Source organism: Stenotrophomonas sp. 3(2025), from assembly GCF_052665395.1.
On the sequence record NZ_JBQOIF010000015.1, the window covers coordinates 1 to 20,640 of the forward strand.

The 20,640-nt window shown below is 66.9% G+C and carries 17 protein-coding genes; 8 read left to right on the forward strand and 9 right to left on the reverse strand.

Translation table 11 applies throughout. The annotated features are described in order from the left end of the window. Positions 1 to 186: 186 nt before the first annotated feature. From secF to queA, 5 genes are all read right to left on the reverse strand, one after another. Positions 187 to 1,167: a protein translocase subunit SecF gene (gene secF, locus ACUXVE_RS12525; protein ID WP_025875120.1), complete on the reverse strand. Its 981-nt coding sequence runs from the start codon at positions 1,165 to 1,167 to the stop codon at positions 187 to 189. A 15-nt stretch (positions 1,168 to 1,182) separates the two neighbouring features. Beyond that, positions 1,183 to 3,048, reverse strand: coding sequence for a protein translocase subunit SecD (secD, locus tag ACUXVE_RS12530; RefSeq protein ID WP_445514503.1), 1,866 nt, complete (start codon positions 3,046 to 3,048; stop codon positions 1,183 to 1,185). A gap of 61 nt (positions 3,049 to 3,109) precedes the next feature. Next, positions 3,110 to 3,454 carry a preprotein translocase subunit YajC gene (yajC, locus tag ACUXVE_RS12535; RefSeq protein ID WP_025875124.1) on the reverse strand — a complete coding sequence of 115 codons (345 nt, stop codon included), beginning with the start codon at positions 3,452 to 3,454 and terminating at the stop codon, positions 3,110 to 3,112. Between the two features lie 136 nt (positions 3,455 to 3,590). Then, positions 3,591 to 4,721 (reverse strand): tRNA guanosine(34) transglycosylase Tgt, encoded by a 1,131-nt coding sequence (tgt, locus tag ACUXVE_RS12540; protein WP_025875126.1) that lies wholly within the window; start codon positions 4,719 to 4,721, stop codon positions 3,591 to 3,593. A 136-nt stretch (positions 4,722 to 4,857) separates the two neighbouring features. Continuing rightward, complete coding sequence (queA, locus tag ACUXVE_RS12545; protein WP_445514504.1) at positions 4,858 to 5,925, reverse strand: tRNA preQ1(34) S-adenosylmethionine ribosyltransferase-isomerase QueA; 1,068 nt, start codon at positions 5,923 to 5,925, stop codon at positions 4,858 to 4,860. 210 nt (positions 5,926 to 6,135) lie between these two features. Between queA and ACUXVE_RS12550 the strand changes: the two genes are divergently transcribed. Next, positions 6,136 to 7,632, forward strand: coding sequence for an aminotransferase class III-fold pyridoxal phosphate-dependent enzyme (locus tag ACUXVE_RS12550; RefSeq protein WP_222389905.1), 1,497 nt, complete (start codon positions 6,136 to 6,138; stop codon positions 7,630 to 7,632). A 195-nt stretch (positions 7,633 to 7,827) separates the two neighbouring features. Next, the gene (locus tag ACUXVE_RS12555) at positions 7,828 to 8,421 is read left to right on the forward strand and encodes an LOG family protein (RefSeq protein ID WP_025875132.1); all 594 of its coding nucleotides are present in this window, start codon (positions 7,828 to 7,830) and stop codon (positions 8,419 to 8,421) included. Positions 8,422 to 8,440: 19 nt separating this feature from the next. Here the strand turns inward: ACUXVE_RS12555 and ACUXVE_RS12560 are convergent, their stop codons facing one another. Next, entirely contained in the window at positions 8,441 to 11,287 is a 2,847-nt protein-coding gene (locus tag ACUXVE_RS12560) for a bifunctional diguanylate cyclase/phosphodiesterase (RefSeq protein ID WP_445514505.1), read from the reverse strand. A 247-nt stretch (positions 11,288 to 11,534) separates the two neighbouring features. Between ACUXVE_RS12560 and ACUXVE_RS12565 the strand changes: the two genes are divergently transcribed. From ACUXVE_RS12565 to ACUXVE_RS12585, 5 genes are all read left to right on the forward strand, one after another. Beyond that, the gene (locus ACUXVE_RS12565) at positions 11,535 to 12,053 is read left to right on the forward strand and encodes an RNA polymerase sigma factor (protein ID WP_229291374.1); all 519 of its coding nucleotides are present in this window, start codon (positions 11,535 to 11,537) and stop codon (positions 12,051 to 12,053) included. Then, positions 12,050 to 13,033 (forward strand): hypothetical protein, encoded by a 984-nt coding sequence (locus tag ACUXVE_RS12570; protein WP_222389908.1) that lies wholly within the window; start codon positions 12,050 to 12,052, stop codon positions 13,031 to 13,033. The genes ACUXVE_RS12565 and ACUXVE_RS12570 overlap by 4 nt, the downstream gene beginning before the upstream one ends. A 34-nt stretch (positions 13,034 to 13,067) precedes the next feature. Then, positions 13,068 to 13,664, forward strand: coding sequence for an IMPACT family protein (locus tag ACUXVE_RS12575; protein WP_033830875.1), 597 nt, complete (start codon positions 13,068 to 13,070; stop codon positions 13,662 to 13,664). Next, a complete protein-coding gene (locus ACUXVE_RS12580; RefSeq protein WP_222389909.1) occupies positions 13,657 to 15,435 on the forward strand; it encodes an ABC transporter transmembrane domain-containing protein in 1,779 nt (592 codons plus the stop codon). Before ACUXVE_RS12575 ends, ACUXVE_RS12580 begins: the two co-directional genes overlap by 8 nt. Before the next feature lie 68 nt (positions 15,436 to 15,503). After that, the gene (locus ACUXVE_RS12585; protein WP_025875144.1) at positions 15,504 to 15,698 is read left to right on the forward strand and encodes a hypothetical protein; all 195 of its coding nucleotides are present in this window, start codon (positions 15,504 to 15,506) and stop codon (positions 15,696 to 15,698) included. A 168-nt stretch (positions 15,699 to 15,866) separates the two neighbouring features. Here ACUXVE_RS12585 and ACUXVE_RS12590 read toward each other — a convergent pair whose 3' ends face one another. From ACUXVE_RS12590 to ACUXVE_RS12600, 3 genes are all read right to left on the reverse strand, one after another. Beyond that, positions 15,867 to 16,991 carry a prephenate dehydrogenase gene (locus tag ACUXVE_RS12590; RefSeq protein ID WP_222389910.1) on the reverse strand — a complete coding sequence of 375 codons (1,125 nt, stop codon included), beginning with the start codon at positions 16,989 to 16,991 and terminating at the stop codon, positions 15,867 to 15,869. Next, the gene (gene pdxY, locus ACUXVE_RS12595) at positions 16,988 to 17,896 is read right to left on the reverse strand and encodes a pyridoxal kinase (RefSeq protein WP_208081411.1); all 909 of its coding nucleotides are present in this window, start codon (positions 17,894 to 17,896) and stop codon (positions 16,988 to 16,990) included. The genes ACUXVE_RS12590 and pdxY overlap by 4 nt, the downstream gene beginning before the upstream one ends. A 576-nt stretch (positions 17,897 to 18,472) precedes the next feature. After that, the gene (locus ACUXVE_RS12600) at positions 18,473 to 19,672 is read right to left on the reverse strand and encodes an MFS transporter (protein ID WP_222389911.1); all 1,200 of its coding nucleotides are present in this window, start codon (positions 19,670 to 19,672) and stop codon (positions 18,473 to 18,475) included. A 73-nt stretch (positions 19,673 to 19,745) separates the two neighbouring features. Between ACUXVE_RS12600 and ACUXVE_RS12605 the strand changes: the two genes are divergently transcribed. After that, complete coding sequence (locus tag ACUXVE_RS12605) at positions 19,746 to 20,543, forward strand: AraC family transcriptional regulator (RefSeq protein WP_093819924.1); 798 nt, start codon at positions 19,746 to 19,748, stop codon at positions 20,541 to 20,543. The last annotated feature ends 97 nt before the right edge of the window (positions 20,544 to 20,640 follow it).

Sequence of the window (20,640 nt, forward strand, 5' to 3'; positions counted from 1 at the left end):
CCCCCCCCCCTGACCAGACCACCAAAATTATGCCCACGGATACGGCCCATAGCGCTACATTAACTGCATGACCCAAGTGGAAACCCGTGGTTCATACAGTCGCAGACTCAGCAGGGCAGAGCGCAACCCGGCCAACAAAAAACCCCGCTTGCGCGGGGTTCTCTGTGTACTGCGTGCAGCAGATGCTTACGGACGGCGCGCCAGGGCCTCGACGTCCTTGGCCTTGGGCAGCAGGTCCTGCTTGGTCACGCGCAGGGCACCCACGGTCAACATCGGCACCGCCACCAGGATCGAGGACAGCACCACGATCACCGCACCGATCATGTGCGTCTCGGCCAGGCCTTCCATCGAGCTGCCGCCGTACAGGTACAGGGCCAGTGCGGACAGGAAGAACATCACCGCGGTGATCACCGTACGCGACAGCGTCTGGTTGATCGAACGGTTCAGCACTTCCATCGGCTCCACGCGCAGGCTGCGGAAGTTTTCGCGGACGCGGTCGAACACCACGATGATGTCGTTGATCGCAAAGCCCATCACCGACAGCAGGCCGGCCAGCACGGTCAGGTCGAACTCACGGCCCAGCAGCGACACGTAGGCCACCGTCACGATCAGGTCGAACATCGCCACGATGCTCGCGGTGACCGCGAACTTCCATTCGAAACGCACCGCGATGTAGATCAGGAAGCCGGCCAGCATGAAGATGGTGGCGTACAGGCCATTCATCGCCAGGTCCTTGCCGATCTGCGGGCCAACAAACTCGTTGCGCAGCACGGTGGCCTGGTTGTCAGCCGAAGAGACCGCCTTGACCACGGCTGCGGCAGTCGCCTTGTCCTCGGCCGAAGCGCCGCCGGTACCCGGAGCATGCTCACCGTGCGGGGCCAGGCGGATCAGCAGGTCGGTGTTGCCACCCACGCTCTGTACCTGGGCGCCGTCGAAGCCGTTCTGCTCAAGTTTGCTGCGGACGTCCTCGACATCCACCGCGTGTTCGAAGCGGGCTTCGATCAGGGTGCCGCCGGTGAAGTCCAGAGCGTAGTTGAAGCCCTTGAAGCCGATGATGCCGATCGAGGCCAGGAACACGATGATCGTGACGACCATCGCGACATGGCGCCAGCGCATGAAGTCGATCTTGGTATCGTTCGGGAGGATGTGCAGCGGAAACAGTTTCATGTGCGTGTCGTCCCGTCAGATAGCCACGTTCTGGAGCTTCTTGCGACGGCCGTAGATCAGCGTCGCCAGTGCACGCGATACGGTGATCGCGGTGAACATGGAAGCGAAAATACCGATGATCATGGTCAGCGCGAAGCCCTTCAGCGGACCGGTACCGAATGCGAACAGCGCCACACCGACGATCAGGCCGGTCAGGTTGGCGTCGAGGATGGTGCCCGACGCACGCTCGTAACCGGTCACGATCGCGGTCTTGCCCGGCACGCCGGCACGCAGTTCTTCACGGATACGCTCGTTGATCAGCACGTTGGCGTCGACCGACAGACCGACCGACAAGGCCAGACCAGCGAAGCCCGGCAGGGTCATGGTCGCGCCGAACAGCGACATCACCGCCACCACGATCAGCAGGTTGAACAGCATCGCGATCGAAGTAATGAGGCCGAACATGCGGTAGTAGATGGTGAAGAACACCAGGGTGAACATGAACGCGTAGACCACCGCGGTGATGCCGTTCTTGACGTTCTCAGCGCCCAGGCTCGGGCCGACCACGCGCTCTTCGACGAAGTCCATCGGTGCAGCCAGCGAGCCCGACTTCAGCAGCTTGGCCAGGTCCTCGGCTTCCTTCTTCTGCAGACCGGTGGTCTGGAAGTTCTTGCCGAACACGCCGTTGATGTTGGCCACCGAGATCACTTCCTCGTTGACCTTGAAGCCACGCACTTCCTGGCCGTCGACGACGGTCACGGTCGGCACGCGCTCGGTGTAGACCACTGCCATCGGCTTGTTCACGTTGGCGCTGGTGAAGTCGAACATGCGCTGGCCACCGACGTTGTTCAGCGTCACGCTGACTGCCGGGGTGCCGCTGGTGGAGTCGGTCACCGCCTGCGCGGCCACCATCTGGTCACCGGTGACGATCACGCGCTTGTTCAGCAGCACCGGGCCGCCGTTGTCACGGCGCTGGTAGAGCTTCGCTTCCGGCGGAATACGGCCACTTGCAATTTTGTCCGCGACGCTTGTCGGATTACCGTCCACCACGGCCCGGTATTCCAGGGTGGCGGTGGCACCGATCATGCGTTTGGCTTCGGCCGTGTCCTGCACGCCCGGCAGCTGCACCACCACGCGATCAGCACCCTGGCGCTGGATGATCGGCTCGGACACGCCGAGCTGGTTCACGCGGTTGCGCAGGGTGTTGATGTTCTGCTCGATGGCGCCGTTGGCGATCTGCGCGATCTCCGCTTCCGGAATGGAGACCGTGATGCGGTTGCCACTGACGTCATAGCCGAGCGTCGGCTGCGCCTTGGCCAGCGCGGCGCGGGCTCGGGTACCGGCGTCTTCGCCGGCCGAGGGGCTCAGGTTGGCGACGATGGTGTTGTCGGCACGACGCTCGACCGACTGGTAGGCGATGCGCGCATCACGCAGGGTGCTGCGCACGTCCTCGGTGTAGGCGTCCAGGCGCTTGTCCAGCGCGGCTTTCTGGTCGACCTGCAGCACGAAGTGCACACCGCCCTGCAGGTCCAGGCCCAGCACCATCGGGCGGCCGCCGAGCTTGGCCAGCCAGTCCGGCACGGTCGAGGCCAGGTTCAGGGCAACCGTGTAGTTCTCGCCCACGCTGTCACGCAGCGTATCGCTGGCGGCAGACTGCGACTTCAGGTCCGACAGGCGGACGATCAGGCTATCCCCTTCCTTCTCTGCACCGATCGTGGTGACACCGGCCTTCTTCAGGTCGGCCAGCACACGGTCGCGCAGCGCATCGTCGATCTGCCCGCCACGGTTGGCGGTGATCTGGATGGCCGGGTCCTTCTGGTACATGTTGGGCAGAGCGTACAGCGTGCTGAGCGCCAGTACGATCACGATGACGACGTACTTCCAGCGTGGAAATTCGAGCATTGCTTGGGTCCCGCGCGGCGCCATCCCCGGCGCCGCGGTTGTGCTTCAGAAAGGGAGTGGCTTACTTGGCCGAATCCAGGGTGCCGGTCGGCAGCACGCTGCCGACAGCGCCCTTCTGCACGCGGATGCGCACGTTCTCGGCCACTTCGACGGTGACGAAGTTGTCGCCGATATCGGTGACCTTGCCGGCGATGCCGCCATTGGTCAGCACTTCGTCGCCGCGCTTGATCTTCTCCAGCATGGCCTTGTGCTCCTTCTGCCGCTTCATCTGCGGGCGGATCATCAGGAAGTACATGATGGCGATCAGGATGATCGGGAACAGCAGCGTGGTCAGGCCCATGCCCTGCGGTTGGCCGCCAGCGGCCTGGGCGTGGGCGGCGGGAATCAGGAAGGCAAGCAGGTTCATCGTTGGTCCTTTGGTTGGGCGGCGCTTCGGCCGTTTCACGGGCACGAGGTGTCGACCGCGGATCTGGGTCAGCCTTGAAGTATGCCACGGCCCCGGGCGTTCGTCCTTGGGCCGTTTGGCAGGGGGTGCTGCGGGTTTACAGGGGCGGCGCTACCGCCCCGCGTGCTGCGTAGAAGGACTCGCGGAAGGCCAGGAAGGTTCCCGCCTCGATGGCTGCGCGGATGTCAGCCATCAGTTTTTCGTAATAGAAGAGGTTGTGCTGGGTGCCCAGCATCGGCGCCAGCATCTCGTTGCAGCGGTCCAGATGGCGCAGGTACGAGCGGGTATAGCCGCCGGCACAGGCCACGCAGCCACAGCCCGGCTCGATCGGGTCCATGTCCCGCGCGTACTGCGAATTGCGGATGCGGACGGTGCCGAACGAGGTGAAATAGTGGCCGTTGCGCGCATTGCGGGTCGGCATCACGCAATCGAACATGTCCACGCCGCGGGCGACACCCTCGACCAGGTCTTCAGGGCGGCCAACGCCCATCAGGTAGCGCGGACGGTCGGCCGGCAGCTCCGGGTCCAGATGGTCGAGCATGGCGTTGCGCTCGTCTTCCGGTTCGCCCACGGCCAGGCCGCCAATGGCATAGCCGTCGAAGCCGATCCCCTGCAGGGCCTCGGCCGAACGGCTGCGCAGGTCGGTGTGCACCCCGCCCTGGACAATGCCGAACAGAGCCGCATCGTTGCCCAGTTCGTCATGCGCGTTGCGGCTGCGCTGGGCCCAGCGCAGGCTCAGTTCCATCGATCGGCGGGCGACGTCCTCGGTGGCCGGGTACGGCGTGCACTCGTCGAAGATCATCACCACGTCCGAATCGAGCACCTTCTGGATCTTCATGCTCTCCTCCGGGCCCAGGAACACCCGGGCACCGTCGGTCGGCGAGGCGAAGGTCACGCCCTGCTCGGTGATCTTGCGGCGGTGGGCCAGCGAGAACACCTGGAAGCCACCGGAGTCGGTCAGGATCGGGCCATCCCAGCGGCAGAAGCCGTGCAAGCCGCCGTGGTCGGCGATGATGTCCAGGCCCGGCCGCAGGTACAGGTGGAAGGTGTTGCCGAGAATGATCTCGGCGCCCAGCGCACGCACCTGGTCCGGCAGGATGCCCTTGACCGAGCCATAGGTCCCCACCGGCATGAAGGCCGGCGTTTCCACCGTGCCACGCGGGAAGGTCAGGCGGCCACGGCGGGCGCGGCCATCACGGGTCTGGAGCTGGAACTGCAATCGGGACATGGAGCGGTCGTTCGGGCAAATAGTCGCCCATTGTCTCCCAAAACCGCCTTTCCTGCTCCGGTAGCGCCGGTCCATGCCCGGCGGATGACCCGCAACTGCGCCCCGCCGGGCATGGCCCGGCGCTCCCCACCTCGCCCTACCCCGCCTGCGGGAACAGCAGCATCGCGTCGCCGTAGCTGAAGAAGCGGTAGCGCTGCTCGATCGCGTGCTGATAAGCCTCGAACACGCGCTCCTTGCCGGCAAACGCCGAGATCATCATCAGCAGCGTGCTTTCGGGCAGATGGAAATTGGTCACCATCGCGTCGACGCTGCGGATCCGGTAGCCGGGGGTGATGAAGATCTGCGTTTCACCCGCAAACGGCAGCAACTCCCCCTCACGCATCGCACTTTCCAGCGCGCGCACCACCGTCGTGCCGACGCCAATCACCCGGCCACCGGCCGCACGCGTGCGTCGCACCTGCTGCACCAGCTCGGCACCGACGTTCAGCCACTCGCGGTGCATGACGTGGTCCTTCAGGTCGTCGGCGCGCACCGGCTGGAACGTACCTGCGCCCACGTGCAGGGTGACGTGGCCGAAATCCACACTCTTGTCCTTCAGTGCTGCCAGCAGCGCCTCATCGAAGTGCAGGCCGGCGGTCGGTGCCGCCACGGCGCCCACTTCGCGCGCGAACACGGTCTGGTAGCGCTCGCGGTCGTCCACACCGGGCTCGCGCTGGATGTAGGGCGGCAGCGGCAGCCGCCCGGCGTGCAGCAGCCACTGCTCCAGCGATTCCGGCACATGGAACTGCAGCACGTAGAACTCGCCGTCGCGCCCCAGCACTTCGGCTTCGCCACCGGCATCCAGGGCGATGCGGCTGCCGGCCTTCGGCGACTTGCTGGCACCGACCTGGGCCCGCGCCTGCTGGCCGCCGAGCAGGCGCTCGATGAGGATCTCCACGCGGCCACCGCTGGCCTTCTGCCCGAACAGGCGCGCCGGAATCACCCGGGTGTCGTTGAACACCAGCAGGTCGCCCGGTTGCAGCAGCGATGGCAGGTCGCGCACCTGCAGGTCGGTGAAGGCAGCCGGCGCCGGCGGCACCAGCAGCAGGCGGCTCGCCGAGCGTTCGGCCAAGGGGGCCTGGGCGATCAGTTCGGCCGGCAGTTCGTAATGGAAATCGGACTTCTTCAAGGCAGTGGACGGCAACAGGTCGACAATGGCGCGCATTGTACGTCCAGCGTCTGCGAGCCGGCACGAGCGAGACCGAACGTCGCGCAAAATGCTGCTATGCAGCAGTCTTTTGCGGGGTTATCGCGCAAAAAAACAAGTGCTAGCATCGACGAGGAAGTCCGCTGCACGAGCCCGCCCCAAGCGCGCGTGAAGACGCGCGTTTTGCTTTTGAAGGCCCGTGCGACCCAACGTTTCAGGAGATCTGCAATGAGCTTCATCGAACGCCTCGCCCCCCTCCGCGCCCAGCCCGGCACCCGCCTCACCAACGGCCTGGATGACGCAACCCTGACCGCCCTCGCCGCCAACCACCCGCAGCTGGTCGCCGCGGTCGATGCCGCTGCTGCCGAATTCGCGCGCGTGCAGGCTGAGCTGGGGCCGCTGCTGGCACAGGATGAGCAGGCGCAGATCGATGCCATGCAGGACGGCTTCGTCAATTTCTACGCCGATGATGCGGTGACCCCGTACGTGGCGCTGGCCGCGCGCGGTCCGTGGGTGGTCACCCTGAAAGGCGCGGTGCTGTACGACGCCGGCGGCTACGGCATGCTGGGCTTCGGCCACACCCCGGACGCCGTCATGGAAGCGATGTCACGGCCGCAGGTGATGGCCAACATCATGACCCCCAGCCTGTCCCAGCAGCGCTTCATCACCGCGCTGCGGGCCGAGATCGGCCACCGTCGTGGCGGCTGCCCGTTCACGCGCTTCATGTGCCTGAATTCCGGCTCTGAAGCGGTTGGCCTGGCCGCGCGCATCGCCGACGTCAACGCCAAGCTGCAGACCGACCCGGGTGCCCGCCACGCCGGTGCGGCAATCAAGCGCGTAGTCATCAAGGGCAGCTTCCACGGCCGCACCGACCGACCGGCGCTGTATTCCGATTCCAGCCGCAAAACCTACATGCAGCACCTGGCCAGCTACCGTGGCGAGGAGTCGGTGATCACCGTCGCCCCGTACGACGAGGCCGGCCTGCGCAAGGTGTTCGAGGATGCCGCGCACAACAACTGGTTCATCGAAGCGGTGTTCCTGGAGCCGGTGATGGGCGAAGGTGACCCGGGCCGCTCCGTGCCGCCGGCGTTCTATGCGCTGGCCCGCGAACTGACCCGCGCCCACGGCAGCCTGCTGCTGCTGGACTCGATCCAGGCTGGCCTGCGCGCCCATGGCGTGCTGTCGGTGGTCGACTATCCCGGCTTCGAAGGGCTGGACGCGCCGGACATGGAAACCTACTCCAAGGCACTGAACGCCGCGCAGTATCCGCTGTCGGTGCTGGCCGTGACCGAGCACGCCGCGCAGCTGTACCGCAAGGGCATCTACGGCAACACCATGACCAGCAATCCGCGCGCGCTGGACGTGGCCTGCGCCACCTTGGCCCAGTTGACCCCGCAGGTCCGCGCCAACATCGCCGAGCGCGGTGCCGAGGCCGTGCGCAAGCTGGAGCAGCTGAAGAGCGAGCTGGGCGGCCTGATCACCAAGGTGCAGGGCACCGGCCTGCTGTTCTCCTGCGAACTGGCCCCGCAGTTCAAGTGCTATGGCGCCAATTCCACCGAGGAATGGCTGCGCCAGCACGGCATCAACGTGATCCATGGTGGCGAGAACTCGCTGCGCTTCACCCCGCACTTCGGCATGGACAGCAGCGAGCTGGACCTGCTGGTGGGCATGGTGGGCCGCGCACTGCGTGAAGGGCCGCGCCGCGAACAGGCGGCCGCTGCGTAATCCCAGACCCTCGTAGAGCCGGGCGCTGCCCGGCTGAAGGGCTGGCCGTGATCTGAACGAAATGCCGCCGGGCATGGCCCGGCGCTACAGAGAACAACGGCGAGGCCTCATAATTGCCCGGACACCCCGCCCTGCGACCGGCTTCACTGGTTGACCGCGGGGCGTTTTCGTTTCCGGCCAAGACAGGAAAGATCCATGAAGTCGATCTGTGTGTACTGCGGTTCCAACGCTGGCAGCAAGCCGGTCTACACCGAACGCGCCATCGCGCTGGGCGATCGCATCGCCCGCGACGGCATGCGCCTGGTGTACGGCGGCGGCAATGTCGGCCTGATGGGTACCGTGGCCAATGCCGTACTGGCCGCCGGCGGTGAGGTCACCGGCGTGATTCCGCGCCAGCTGGCCGACTGGGAAGTGGCCCATCGCGGCCTGACCGAACTGGAGATCGTCGGTTCGATGCATGAGCGCAAGTCGCGCATGTTCGATCTGTCCGATGGCTTCGTCGCCCTGCCCGGCGGCTTCGGCACCATGGAAGAGATCTTCGAGATGCTGACCTGGCGCCAGCTCGGCATCGGCAACAAGCCCTGCGCGTTCCTCGATGTGGACGGCTTCTACGCACCGCTGATCGGCATGATCGATCGCATGGTGGAAGAGCGCTTCCTGCACCCCGAGCAGCGCCAGGACCTGTGGTACGGCTCGGACATCGAAGAGATGCTGGCCTGGATGAAAAACTACCAGCCGGCCCAGGCCTCGAAGTGGATCGACGAGAAGCGCCGCGCGGCGCTGCGTTGAAGACTACGTGCGCGGTGGCTCAGGCTGCCGCGCGCGTCCACGGTGCCGGCCGGCCCAGCAGGTAGCCCTGGCCGTAGTCGCAGCCGAGCTCGAACAGCGTGTCACGCTGCGCCTCGGTCTCGATGCCTTCGCCGATCGTCTCGATGCCCAGCGTGCGTGCCAGTGACAGCACGCCTTCGACCAGCGCGCGCGTGCTCTGTGCCTCCGGGCCGTGCAGGCCGGCAATGAAGCTCTGGTCGATCTTCAACGTGCTGATCGGGAAACGGTGCAGGTAGGACAGCGCCGAGAAACCCGTTCCGAAATCATCCAGCTGCACCTGGATGCCACGTTCACGCAGGCCCTTCAGGATGCGCAGCGTGTGTGGACCATCGTCGAGCAGCGCCACCTCGGTGATCTCCAGGCGCAGCCGCCGCGGGTCCGCGTTGCTCGCCTCCAGCAGGCCATACAGGCGCCCGCTGAACTCGGCGGAGCGGAAATGCCGTGGCGACACGTTGACCGACACATAGCCACGCCCGCCGTCGGCAAGGCCGGCAATGACCTGCTCATAGATCAGCCAGTCGACCTGTTCGATCAGGCCACTTTCCTCGCCCAGTTCCAGGAACGCGCCCGGCAGCAGCAGTCCACGGCGCTCGTGCTTCCAGCGCAGCAGGGCCTCGTGGCCGACCACCTCGCCGTCGGAGAGGCGCACGATCGGCTGGTAGAACGGCACGAAATCACGGTTGTTGATCGCCCGCCGCAGGTCGGCCTCCAGATCCAGGCTGCGCAGCGCCTGCTCGCGCATTTCCTCATCGAAGATCGAGCAGCGGTCGTGGCCCTGCGCCTTGGCCCGGTACATCGCCGCATCGGCGTCGCGCAGCAGTTCCTCGCCGGTGCGATAGCGCGGGTTCCACAAGGCGATGCCCAGGCTGCCGGAAGGGAACAGCTCGCGACCGGCGATCCACATCGATTCCTGCAGCGCCAGCAACAGCCGCTGGCCGAAATCCAGAGCCTGCGCCAGGCCCTCCGGACAGTGCAGCAGCACGGCGAACTCATCACCGCCCAGGCGCGCCACCACATCATTGTCGCCGGCCATGGACACGATGCGCTTGGCCACTTCCACCAGCATGCGATCGCCGGCGGCGTGACCGATGCTGTCGTTGACCAGCTTGAAGCGGTCAAGGTCCAGGAACAGCACCGCGAACACCGGGCCACCTTCGCGCCGTGCCAGCGCCAGCGCATCCTGCAGCCTGTCCAGCAGGTGCAGGCGATTGGGCAGTCCGGTCAGCGCGTCGTGCATCGCCTGGTGGGTCAGCCGCTGCTCGGCGCGCAGGCGCTCGGCGATCTGGCCGAGCAGCTTTTCGTTCACCTCGCCCAGCTCGCGGGTGCGCTCCTCCACCCGCTTTTCCAGCTCGGCATGCGCCGAGCGCAGTCGTTGCTGGTCGCGCTGGCGCGCAAGGCCGGTGCCGATGTTCTGCGCAACGAAGATCAGCAGGCGCTGGTCATGCACGCTGAAGGCGATCTGCTCGGTGTAACTCTGCACCACGATCGCACCGACCACTTCGTCGTCGCGCAGCAACGGCACGCCGAGCCAGCACTGCGAACGTGCGCCGGATTCGCGCACCTCGCCGCTTTCCAGCAGCGCATCGATCTGCGCACGCGAGGCCAGCAGGGGCCGACGATGGCGGACCACATACTCGGTGAGGCCGCGACTGAACGCGCGCGGTGCACGGCTCGCGTTGTGCTCGTCGACCGAATAGACGAAATCCAGCCCATCGCCCTCGGCATTGACCAGCGCGATATAGAAATTGCGCGCATCCAGCAGGCGCCCGACCACGCCGTGCACCTGCCCGTAGAACTGCGCCAGGCTGTCGGCCGACATCGCCATTTCGGCGATGTTGTACAGGGCGGTCTGCAACTGCTCGGCGCGGCGGCGCTCGGCTACTTCATCCTGCAGGCTGAGATTGGCGCGCTGCAGTTCCTGCGTGCGCCGTTCCACCTGCTGCTCCAGCCGCACCTGCGCCTGGCGGCGGTCCATGGCGGTCTGCACGTGCTGGGCGACAAAACCCAGCAGGGCCCGTTCGGCCTCGCCGTAGCGGTCGGCATGCTCGTAGCTCTGCACCACGATCGCACCACACACGCGGCCATCGCGCAGCATCGGCACGCCCAGCCAGTCCAGGCTCTCCGGGCCGCGCTGCGGGTCGTGCTCCTGGTCTACCCGCGCCAGCAGTTCGCGCGAAGGCCCGCTCAACGGCCGGCCATGCCGCAGCAGCGCTACTGTCAAGCTGCGCGGCATCTGGTCGATGTCGTAGCCCTGGGCAGGATCGGCGACGAAATCATCGACCTGGTCGGCGAAGTACAGGAAGCGGATCTGCCGGCGGGCATCGTCATACTCGACGATGTAGCAGTTCTGCGCGTACATCAGCGTGCCCAGCACGCCATGCACGTGGCGCAGCATCTCGCTCATTTCCAGGTCGGCACCGGCCAGGTCGGCAATCTGGAACAGCGCCTGCTGCAACCGCTCAGCTTCTTCCAGCGCCTTGATCTGCCCCGCCTGGCGGCCCCGCTGCAGGGCCAGCTCCATGGCCTGCCGGGCCAGCCCCCACCAGGCTGGGGAAGGCGTCGCGCCGCGTACCGACAGCAGCAGCCGGGCGCCGTCGTATTCCCAGCCGTGGCGGCCTTCAGCATGGTCGGCCAGCGGCTGCCAGATGTCTTCCTCGCCACCGCCGATCGGCCAACCGCCCTGCCCGCTGCCGAGCTGCGGATCGTCCCAGCCGACGCGCACGATCGCCGTTTCCGGCAGCAGCGCATGCAGCGCGCGCACCAGCGCAGCGCTCAGCACGGGCTCGTTGTTTGACGCTTCCAGCGCGCGGTCGGCTTCGGTGGACAAATGACGTTCTCTTGGCGCCGCCTGAGCGCCGCCTCCCCTGAATTACCGAGCATAACGCGCCACCCGGGGGGCAATGGAAGCCCGGCAACCCCGAAACGTGCCCTCGAGCGTTTTTCCTGTCGATCCCCTCCCGGTTCCTGCCGTGACTGTCGCCCTGTCCCACCCCATCGCTGGCTATGCGCCACCGCCTGCAGGGCTTACCCTGTACGGCGTGGATGCCAGCGCCCTGCCAACCGATGAAGCCTTGATGCTGGCCTGGGCCGCCGGTGAAGTGCACGCGTTCGAAAGCCTGTATGCCCGTCATCGCAAGCGCCTGTTCGGCTTCCTGCTGCGGCAGCTGCGCGACACCGCGCTGGCCGAGGAGATGTTCCAGGACGTCTGGCAGCGGGTGATCAGCGCGCGTGCAGGCTGGCAGGCCGATGCAGCCTTCAGCACCTGGCTGTTCCGCATCGCCCACAACCGCCTGAACGACCACTGGCGCGCCGCCCGCCATCGCCCCCCTGCACCGGCCGATGCCGATCTGCGCTTGGCCGCGCTGGAAGATGGGCAGACACCGGAAGCGGAATTGTCCGAATTCGAGCAACGTCGCCGCATCCAGCTGGCGATGGAAGAACTGCCCGCAGAACAGCGCGAAGTGCTGCAGCTGCGGCTGGAACAGGAACTGAGCCTGGAGGAGATCGGCCAGATCACCGGCGTTGGCCGGGAAACCGTGAAATCGCGGCTGCGCTATGCGATGGACAAGCTGCGTGCGGGACTGAACGCATGAACCGAGACGATGCACTGACGCCGGAAGAACGCGAACTGGCACGCCTGCTTGGGCGCCGCACCGAACAGGGCCCTCCGCCGGCACTGGACGCGGCGATCCTCGCCGCTGCGCGTGCGGCCGTGGAGACGCCAGCACGCGAGGCAGCCCCAGCGCCGGCGGCACCGCGCACGCCGCGCCCGCGCCGCCGCTGGCCGGCCGTATTCGGCGTGGCCGCATCGACGGTGTTCGCCGTTGGCATCGCCTGGCAGATGCGTCCAGAGCCGCCCTCGGCCCCTGCCGAGGCAGTTGCCACCGCGCCGGCTGCGCAGGAAATGGCGGCCGATGCGAGCGCCGAAGGCACGGCCTACGACAGCGCGGCCGCCGATGTCGCGGCCACCGATGCCGCACAGCTACCTGCACCGGCCGCGGCACCGGCGCCTGCGCCGGCCAAGGCAGCACCGGCGCCGGCACCGGCCATCGCGGAGGTGGTGAAACCCGCGCCTGCCGCACCCCGGCAGGCACCTGCTCCGATGATGGCGCCGGCACCGCCACCTGCGCCTGCAGCCGACACAGCGTTTGCGCCGCCTCCGATGCCAGCGGCAGCGCCCCCCGCGGCCGAGGCCTATTCGGCACCTGCGCCTGCGGCCCCTGCCGCGGCGATGAGGGCCCGCAAGGCCACTGCGGCGACGGCCGAATCCATGCCCTCCGCACAGGCCACGGCCGAAGACCGCGTCGCGCTCACCGCGGCCAAGCAGGACGCGGCCGGCAGAACCGCGCCTGGCGTCATGCGCCGCGCAAGCGACGCGAACCTCAGCGCGGACGCGGTACAGGCCGAAGTGCAGGCCGATGCCGGGCTGCCACGCCGGCAATGGCTGCAGAAGATCCGCGAGCGCCGCGACGCCGGCCAGCGCGACCTGGCCCGGGCGAGCCTGGAGCGTTACCTGCAGACCTATCCAGAGGCGCGCCTGCCAAAGGATGTGCGGCCATTGCTGGACGACTGAAGCACGTCGGCGGCAAGCCCGTAGAATGAAGGGAATGCCCGACACCCTCGCCCAACCGGTCAACCACACCCTGGACGTCAAGCACAGCCGCTTCATCGCGCATGCCGCGCCGATCGAGAGCGCGTCTGCGGCGATGGCATTTCTGCAGGACGTATCGGTAGCCGATGCGACCCACAACTGCTGGGCCTACCGGCACGGCCAGGACTATCGCTCCAGCGATGACGGCGAGCCCGCCGGCACCGCGGGCCGCCCGATCCTGGCTGCCATCGATGGCCAGGGATTCGACCGGGTGATGGTGGTGGTCACCCGCTGGTTCGGCGGCATCAAGCTGGGCGCCGGCGGCCTGGTCCGGGCTTACGGCGGCGCCGCTGCCGAATGCCTGCGCACCGCGCCGCGCCTGCCACTGGTGGCGATGGCGCGGCTGCAGCTGGTGGCTGGATTCGAGGACCTGGGCGCGCTGCATGCGGCCCTGCCGGCCCACGCGGCCGAAAAGCGCGATGAACAGTTCGATGCCAATGGCGTGAGATTGCGGGTGGAATTGCCCGCAGACCAGGTCGACGCATTGAAAATCCGCCTGCGCGACGCCACCCGTGATCGTATCCGTATCCAAGATGACCCCCTCGATGACTGACAAGGACGCACCGGCGACCGACCCGGCCTCCCCGCCGCTGCGCCGCCTCGGCAGCCTGCGCACACTGTGGCCGTTCGTGCGCCGCCACAGCGGATTGTTCAGCGCCTGGCTGCTGGCCCTGGCCGTTTCGTCAGCGGCGACCCTGAGCCTGCCGCCGGCGGTGAAGCAGATGATCGACCACGGCTTCAGCAGCGGGGGCCAGATCAACCGTGCCTTTGCATTGCTGATGCTGGTCGCCGTGGTGCTGGCGTTGGCGACGGCGGCGCGCTTCTACTTTGTTTCGCTGCTCGGCGAGAAGGTCGTGGCGGATCTGCGCAGCCGGCTGTACGCGCACCTGATCCAGCTCGGCGCCGGCTTCCACGACCGCAGCCGCAGCGGCGAGCTGGTTTCGCGCCTGACCGCCGACAGCGAACTGCTGCGCAGCGTGGTCGGCTCGACCATGTCCGTGGCGCTGCGCAGCAGTGTCACCGTGGTCGGCAGCCTGGCGATGCTGTTCGTCACCAGTCCGCGGCTGGCCGCCTGGTCGCTGCTCGGCATCCCGCTGGCAGTGCTGCCGATCATCATCGGCGCGCGCAAGCTGCGTACCATCGCGCGCAGCAGCCAGGACCGCATCGCCGATGCCAACAGCCTGGCCAGCGAAACACTGGGCGCGGTGCGCACTGTGCAGGCGCATGCGCGCGAGCCCTATGAACGCGGCCGTTTCGACCATGCGCTGGGCGATGCGATCCGTGCCGCGCGCCGGCGCATCGGCGCGCAGTCGCTGGTGACCGCCAGCGCCATCCTGCTGGTGTTCGGTGCGATTGTCGGGGTGTTGTGGCTGGGCGCGCACGACGTCATCGACGGGCGGCTCAGCGCCGGTACGTTGGGCCAGTTCGTGCTGTACGCACTGATTGGTGGTGGTTCGGTCGGTGCGCTGGCCGAAGTGTGGAACGAACTGCAGCGCGCCTCCGGCGGCATGGGCCGCATCGGCGAGCTGCTGCAGGAAGACATCGAGATCCGTGCGCCGGCCAAGCCGCGTGCGCTGCCACAGCCGCTGCGTGGCGAGATCCATTTCGACGACGTGGTGTTCAACTACCCGCAGCGACCGGACCAGGCCGCGCTGGATCATTTCAACCTGCACGTGCGGCCGGGTGAAACCGTCGCCCTGGTCGGCCCGTCAGGCGCCGGCAAGAGCACGGTGCTGTCGATGCTGCTGCGCTTCCACGATCCGGCAAGCGGCCGCATCTGCGTGGACGGCATCGATGTGCGCGACGTCGATCCTGCCGAGCTTCGGGCGCACCTGGCGCTGGTGCCGCAGCAGCCGACATTGTTCGCCGCCAGCGCACGCGACAACATCCGCTATGGCCGGCTGGAGGCCAGTGACGCCGAGGTGGAGGACGCAGCCCGTGCCGCCGAGGCCGACGCCTTCCTGCGTGCTCTGCCAGAGGGCTACGACAGCGAACTGGGCGAGCGCGGTGCCCGCCTGTCCGGTGGCCAGCAACAGCGCGTGGCGATCGCCCGTGCCTTGCTGAAGGACGCACCGATCCTGCTGCTCGACGAAGCCACCAGCGCGCTGGATGCACAGAGCGAACATGGCGTGCAGCAGGCGCTGGAACGCTTGATGGCGGGGCGCACCACGGTGGTCATCGCCCATCGGCTGGCGACCGTGCTGAAGGCCGACCGCATCGTGGTAATGGACCATGGCCGTATCGTGGCCGAAGGCACGCATACGCAGCTGCTGGCTGAAGGCGGCCTGTATGCGGAGCTTGCACGCCTGCAGTTCATCGATTGATGACGGCCGGCTAACACCGGCCGGATCACTCTGGTGGCGTAGCGAAGAACCACTGAAGGAGGCCAGGCATGTCGTTCCGTCAGTTCCCTGCTGTCGACAGCAATGGCGAAAGCCACATCATCATCGAGTTCAAGCCCGAGGCCAGCGGCAGTGGGCATGGCTCCGAAGCGACGCCGCGTTATGAGCTTGATGACGGCCGCCAGCTGGTACGCAACGGCCGCGAGTTCACCACCAGCGGCGGCGAGGTCAGGTTGTCGATCTAGCGATGCACCGCAGAGCCGGGCATGCCCCGGCTCTACAGCTGTTACGGACAGAAAAAAGGTTGGTCATTTTTTGACCAACCATCTTGACAGCCTTGCACGCCAAGGCCTGCCGCCGGTTATCCACATGTTTGCGCAGAAGCCATCCACACGCCCTGTGGATGAATGGCGTTACGCCAGCACCCGGCCGATCCCGCTGGCATCCACTGCTGCCGCGGCTGCCGCGATAGCCCCTGGCTCGCTGCCGGCCACGAAACCGATGCGGAAATGCACTTCGCCGGCGGGCGTGCGCGAGGAGTGGATCGAGGCGAGGCTGATGCCATGCTGCTCGAACACGTTCAGCAGCTCACGCAACGAACCGGCGCGGTCTTCAGGCAGATGCACCGACAGTGCGTTGCGCTCGGTCAGGTCGGCCAGCAGATAGCCGACGCGCTCGAAGGTGTAGTTGCCCGCAGCCAGCGCCTGATCGCCGAAGGCACACCTGTTGGCCTCCAGCAGGTGATCGCGGAACGCGCCCCGCGCAGCTTCGTCGCCCTGCCCCACCTGCACCTGCAGCGTCTGCAGCTGGCCGATCAGGCGTTGCAGCATCGGCGCCACATAGGGATTGCCGAACTGGATGTCTTCGTAGATCGCCGGATTCAACGACAGGATGCGCGAGATGATCGCGGTATCCAGTTCGAACGAAGCCGATCGATACGGCAGCATCGCCGCCAACGTGCCCAGCTGCGGTTGGTACTCGCGCAGCACACCTGCCTGGGCCAGGTGGGTCGCATGCACCATCGCCTGCACCAGCGCCATCATCTGGTCATGGTGCTGCGGGGTGGCGCGCACGCATTCGGCCTGCAGTGCCAGGCACAGTGCGTCGACCCACGGCCGCCAATGCTGCAGCCTGGCCTCGCAGACCACCATCACCCGGCCCTTCAGGGTCGGCGCCTTGGGCGGCGCCGTCATCGGATGCAGGCCCACCACCTCGGCGCACGAGGCCAGCATCGCCTGCACCGGCGCTTCCTTAACCGAGGTCACATCCAGCCACAAGCGTTCCTGCTCGCGGCCCGCCGACAGGCGCACGTACTCGGCAATCAACGCGGAGGTGTGCCGGATCGGTGCGGAGAACACCAACACGTCGGCCTGTTCCAGCAACTGCTCCGGCGCATGCGAACCCGCATCGGCCGGATCGTGGCCGATCACGCGCACCTGCATGTGCTGTTCGAAGAACCGGGTCAGCCAGCGTCCATAGGCGCCGGCACTGCCGACGATGCCGACCGTGCGCGGCGTGCGTTCGTGCAGATCGCTCATGCCAGCCGTTCGGCGCGGAAGCGCATGCCATCGGCCAGTGCCGCCGGTGCGGCCGCGATCACGTCGAACTCTTCGAAGCCGTGGGCCAGGGTCGCCTCCAGCGCCGCATGGGTGCCGGCGATGGCCCGCGAGATGGCCATCTGCATCGGCTCACCACGCAACAGGAAGGACACCATCAGCGACATCAGCACATCGCCGGTGCCTGCCACATCCACCGGCAGCAGCGGCGAGGTCCAGCGCCAGGTTTCCTCGCGCCCCACAGCCAGCGTCACCAGCTCGCCCGGATTGCCGCCGACGCTGTGCGCCAGCACCCACTGCGGTCCCCGCGCCAGCAGCGCGCGCGAGGCAGCAATGGCATCGGCTTCGGCCAGCGCCGGCATGCCGGTCAGGCGACCGAGTTCGAAGGCATTCGGGGTAACCAGCCATGCATGCGGCAGCAGGCGCTCAGCGAAGATCGCTTCCAGTCCCGGCTCCACGTAGGGGCCGGTGTGGGTATCACCGATCACCGGGTCCAGGCAGTAGCGCAGCTGCGGGCACGCCGGCAGGATCCCGTCCAGCCAATCAGCAAACGCAGCACCATTGGCAGCGCTGCCGAAGTAGCCGGAGACCAGCATCTTCGCCCGCTGCGGAAGACCCCGTTCATGCGTGCCGAGCAGCAGATCGGCAAACCAGTCGCTGGGCAGCACACGGCCACGGGTGGTCTCGTAGAACGGTGCATTGCTCAGCAGCGTGGTCGGGATCGAGGCCACGCGCACGCCGAGCGCACGCATCGGCGGTAGCGCGGCGCTGTTGCCGGCATGGCCGTAGACCAGTTGTGATTGGACCGAAATGACATCGATCGGCGAAGGGCCGTCGGGCCGCTGGCGGCGGCCGTGGACCAGGTGGTTGTCGAGGGATTCGCTCATGCCCGCATTCTACGCCCAAGGGGGTTTTCGGCAGGGCTGCGCCCTGCACCTGCAGAGGCAACAGCCACAGCCAAGGCAACAGCAACAGCGGCACTCCTAGGGATGGCGGGGCACTGTGGGTTTGCGGGGCCGCCGCAAGTACGTCCATGTAGGCTTGGTCGCCGCATCCATGCGGCTCACACCCCGCAAACCCACAGTGCCCCGCCTTCGACAGTACCCCGCGAGCAGTAGATCCACGCCATGCGTGGATCAATCTCTGTCCAAATCGAATATTCAAATCCAAATCGAAAATCATCCACGCATGGCGTGGATCTACGTGTCGACCAAGGTCGACACCCACCAAGAGCAAGTCATGCCATCCCGACAGATTGCGAAAATCTGTCGAAGGCGGGGTGGGTCCGGTTGCGGGGGCGTGAGCGCCATGGATGGCGCGACCGAGCTTACAGGGACGTACTTGCAGCGTCCCCCGCAACCGGACCCACCCCGCCATCCCACGAAATGCACGCTTTTGCCGTTGCCGTTGCCGTTGCTCTGACCTCTGCAGGTGCAGAGCGCAGCCCTGCCGAAGAACACCCCTCAGTGCGCAACAGGCCTGGACGGCGGCAGCCAGGCCGCGACGATGCCCAGCAACGGCAGGAACGCGGTCAGCTGGTAGACGAATTCGATGCTGGTCTTGTCAGCCAGCAGACCGAGCACCGCTGCGCCGAGGCCGCCCATGCCGAAGGCAAAGCCAAAGAACAGCCCGGACACCATGCCGATGCGGTGCGGCATCATTTCCTGCGCATAGACCACGATCGCCGAGAAGGCCGAAGACAGCACGAAGCCGATCAGCACCGCCAGCACCGTCGTCCACAGGAGGTCGGCATGCGGCAGCATCAGCGCGAACGGTGCCACGCCCAGGATCGAGGCCCAGATGATCGGCTTGCGACCGATACGATCGCCCAGCGGCCCGCCGAAGAATCCACCCGCGGCGGACGCTACCAGGAAGGCGAACAGATGCAGCTGCGCCTGCGCCACCGGAATGCCGAAATGATGCATCAGGTAGAAGGTGAAGTAGCTGCCGATGCTGGCCATGTAGAAGTACTTGCTGAAGATCAGCACCAGCAGGATGGCCAGCACCCGGGCGATCGTGCGCGGCGGATGGCGCGCGGCAGTCACACCATGCGCTGCTGGCCGGGGCGCGCCCAGATGCAGCGAGTACCAGCGACCGACATAGGTCAGCAGGGCAATGCCGATCAACGCTGCACCGGCAAACCACGATGCGGAATGCTGGCCATAGGGCACGATCACCGCTGCGGCGATCAGCGGCCCCAGCGCCGTGCCGAAGTTGCCTCCCACCTGGAATACCGACTGCGCCAAGCCATGACGGCCGCCGGAGGCGAGGCGTGCGATGCGCGAGGCTTCCGGATGGAAGATGGCCGAACCGATACCGACCAGCGCGGCGGCCAGCAGCACCATCGCGTAGTTGGGCGCAAAGCCGAGCAGCAGCATGCCGCACAAGGTCGAGGCCATGCCGATCGGCAGCGAGTACGGGGCCGGCCGGCGGTCGGTGGCAAGGCCGACCAGCGGCTGGAAGATCGAGGCGGTGAGCTGGTAGGTCAGCGTGATCAGGCCGATCTGGGTGAAGCTGAGATTGAAGCCGCCCTTGATCACCGGATAGATGGCCAGGATCAGCGACTGCATCATGTCGTTGACCATGTGGGAGCTGGAGATCGCCGCCAGCACTCCGGGCGATACGGGGCGGGCGGATACGGCGGGAGAAGCCAGAGTCGACATTGCGCACGGTCAGGATGGGGGCGAGCCGTGCATGCTACGGTGGGCATCTACTCCCTTCTGCCGCGTTCTGGTCATGGCCTATCGCAAAAAGGACACCCCCTGCCCCGTCCGCGAAACCGCGCCGTGGAACGAGGTGCCGGTGCATCGCCCGGTCACCTGCCGCGCACGCGACTACCGCGCCGGCACCCACATCGCGGCGCACAAGCACCGGCGGCACCAGCTGGTCTATTCCATGTCCGGGCTGATGGTGGTGCGCTCGGAAGTCGGCCGCTGGGTGGTGCCCTCTACCCGCGCCATCTGGATGCCGGCGGGCATGGCCCATGCGGTGGACTGCATCGCCGAGGTGCACATGCGCAGCCTGTACATCGAACCGTCATTCGCCCCGCAGCTGCCCGCAGAGCCCTTTGCCGTGCAGGTGGCACCGCTGCTGCGCGAACTGCTGCAGGCAGCCATCCTGATCGACGGGCCGCATGAAGAAGACAGCCGCGATGGCCGCGTGGTGCGGCTGATGCTCGACGAACTGCACCGCATGGACGTACTGCCGTTGCACCTGCCCGAGCCCGTCGACCCGCGCCTGCACAGGATCTGCCAGCACATCCAGAAACATCCCGGCGACGAGGCGACCCTGCAGGACTGGGCGCAGGCGTTGGCGATCGACGTGAAAACCATCCAGCGCCACTTCGCCAGCGAGCTGGGCATGACGTTTGGCCAGTGGCGGCAGCAGGCGCGCCTGCTGGCCGCGATGGAACGGCTGGCCCGCGGCGAGAAGGTGATCGATGTTGCGCTGGCGATGGGCTACGACAGCCCCAGTGCATTCACCAGCATGTTCAAGCGCCAGCTGGGGCAGACGCCGGCGGCATTCTTCCGTTGATCCGTCGCACCGCGTCCACGCATGGCACGGATCTGCTGCGCCGGAAACGAAAACGCCGGGCATGGCCCGGCGCTGCCGTTCAACATTTCCCTCAAGG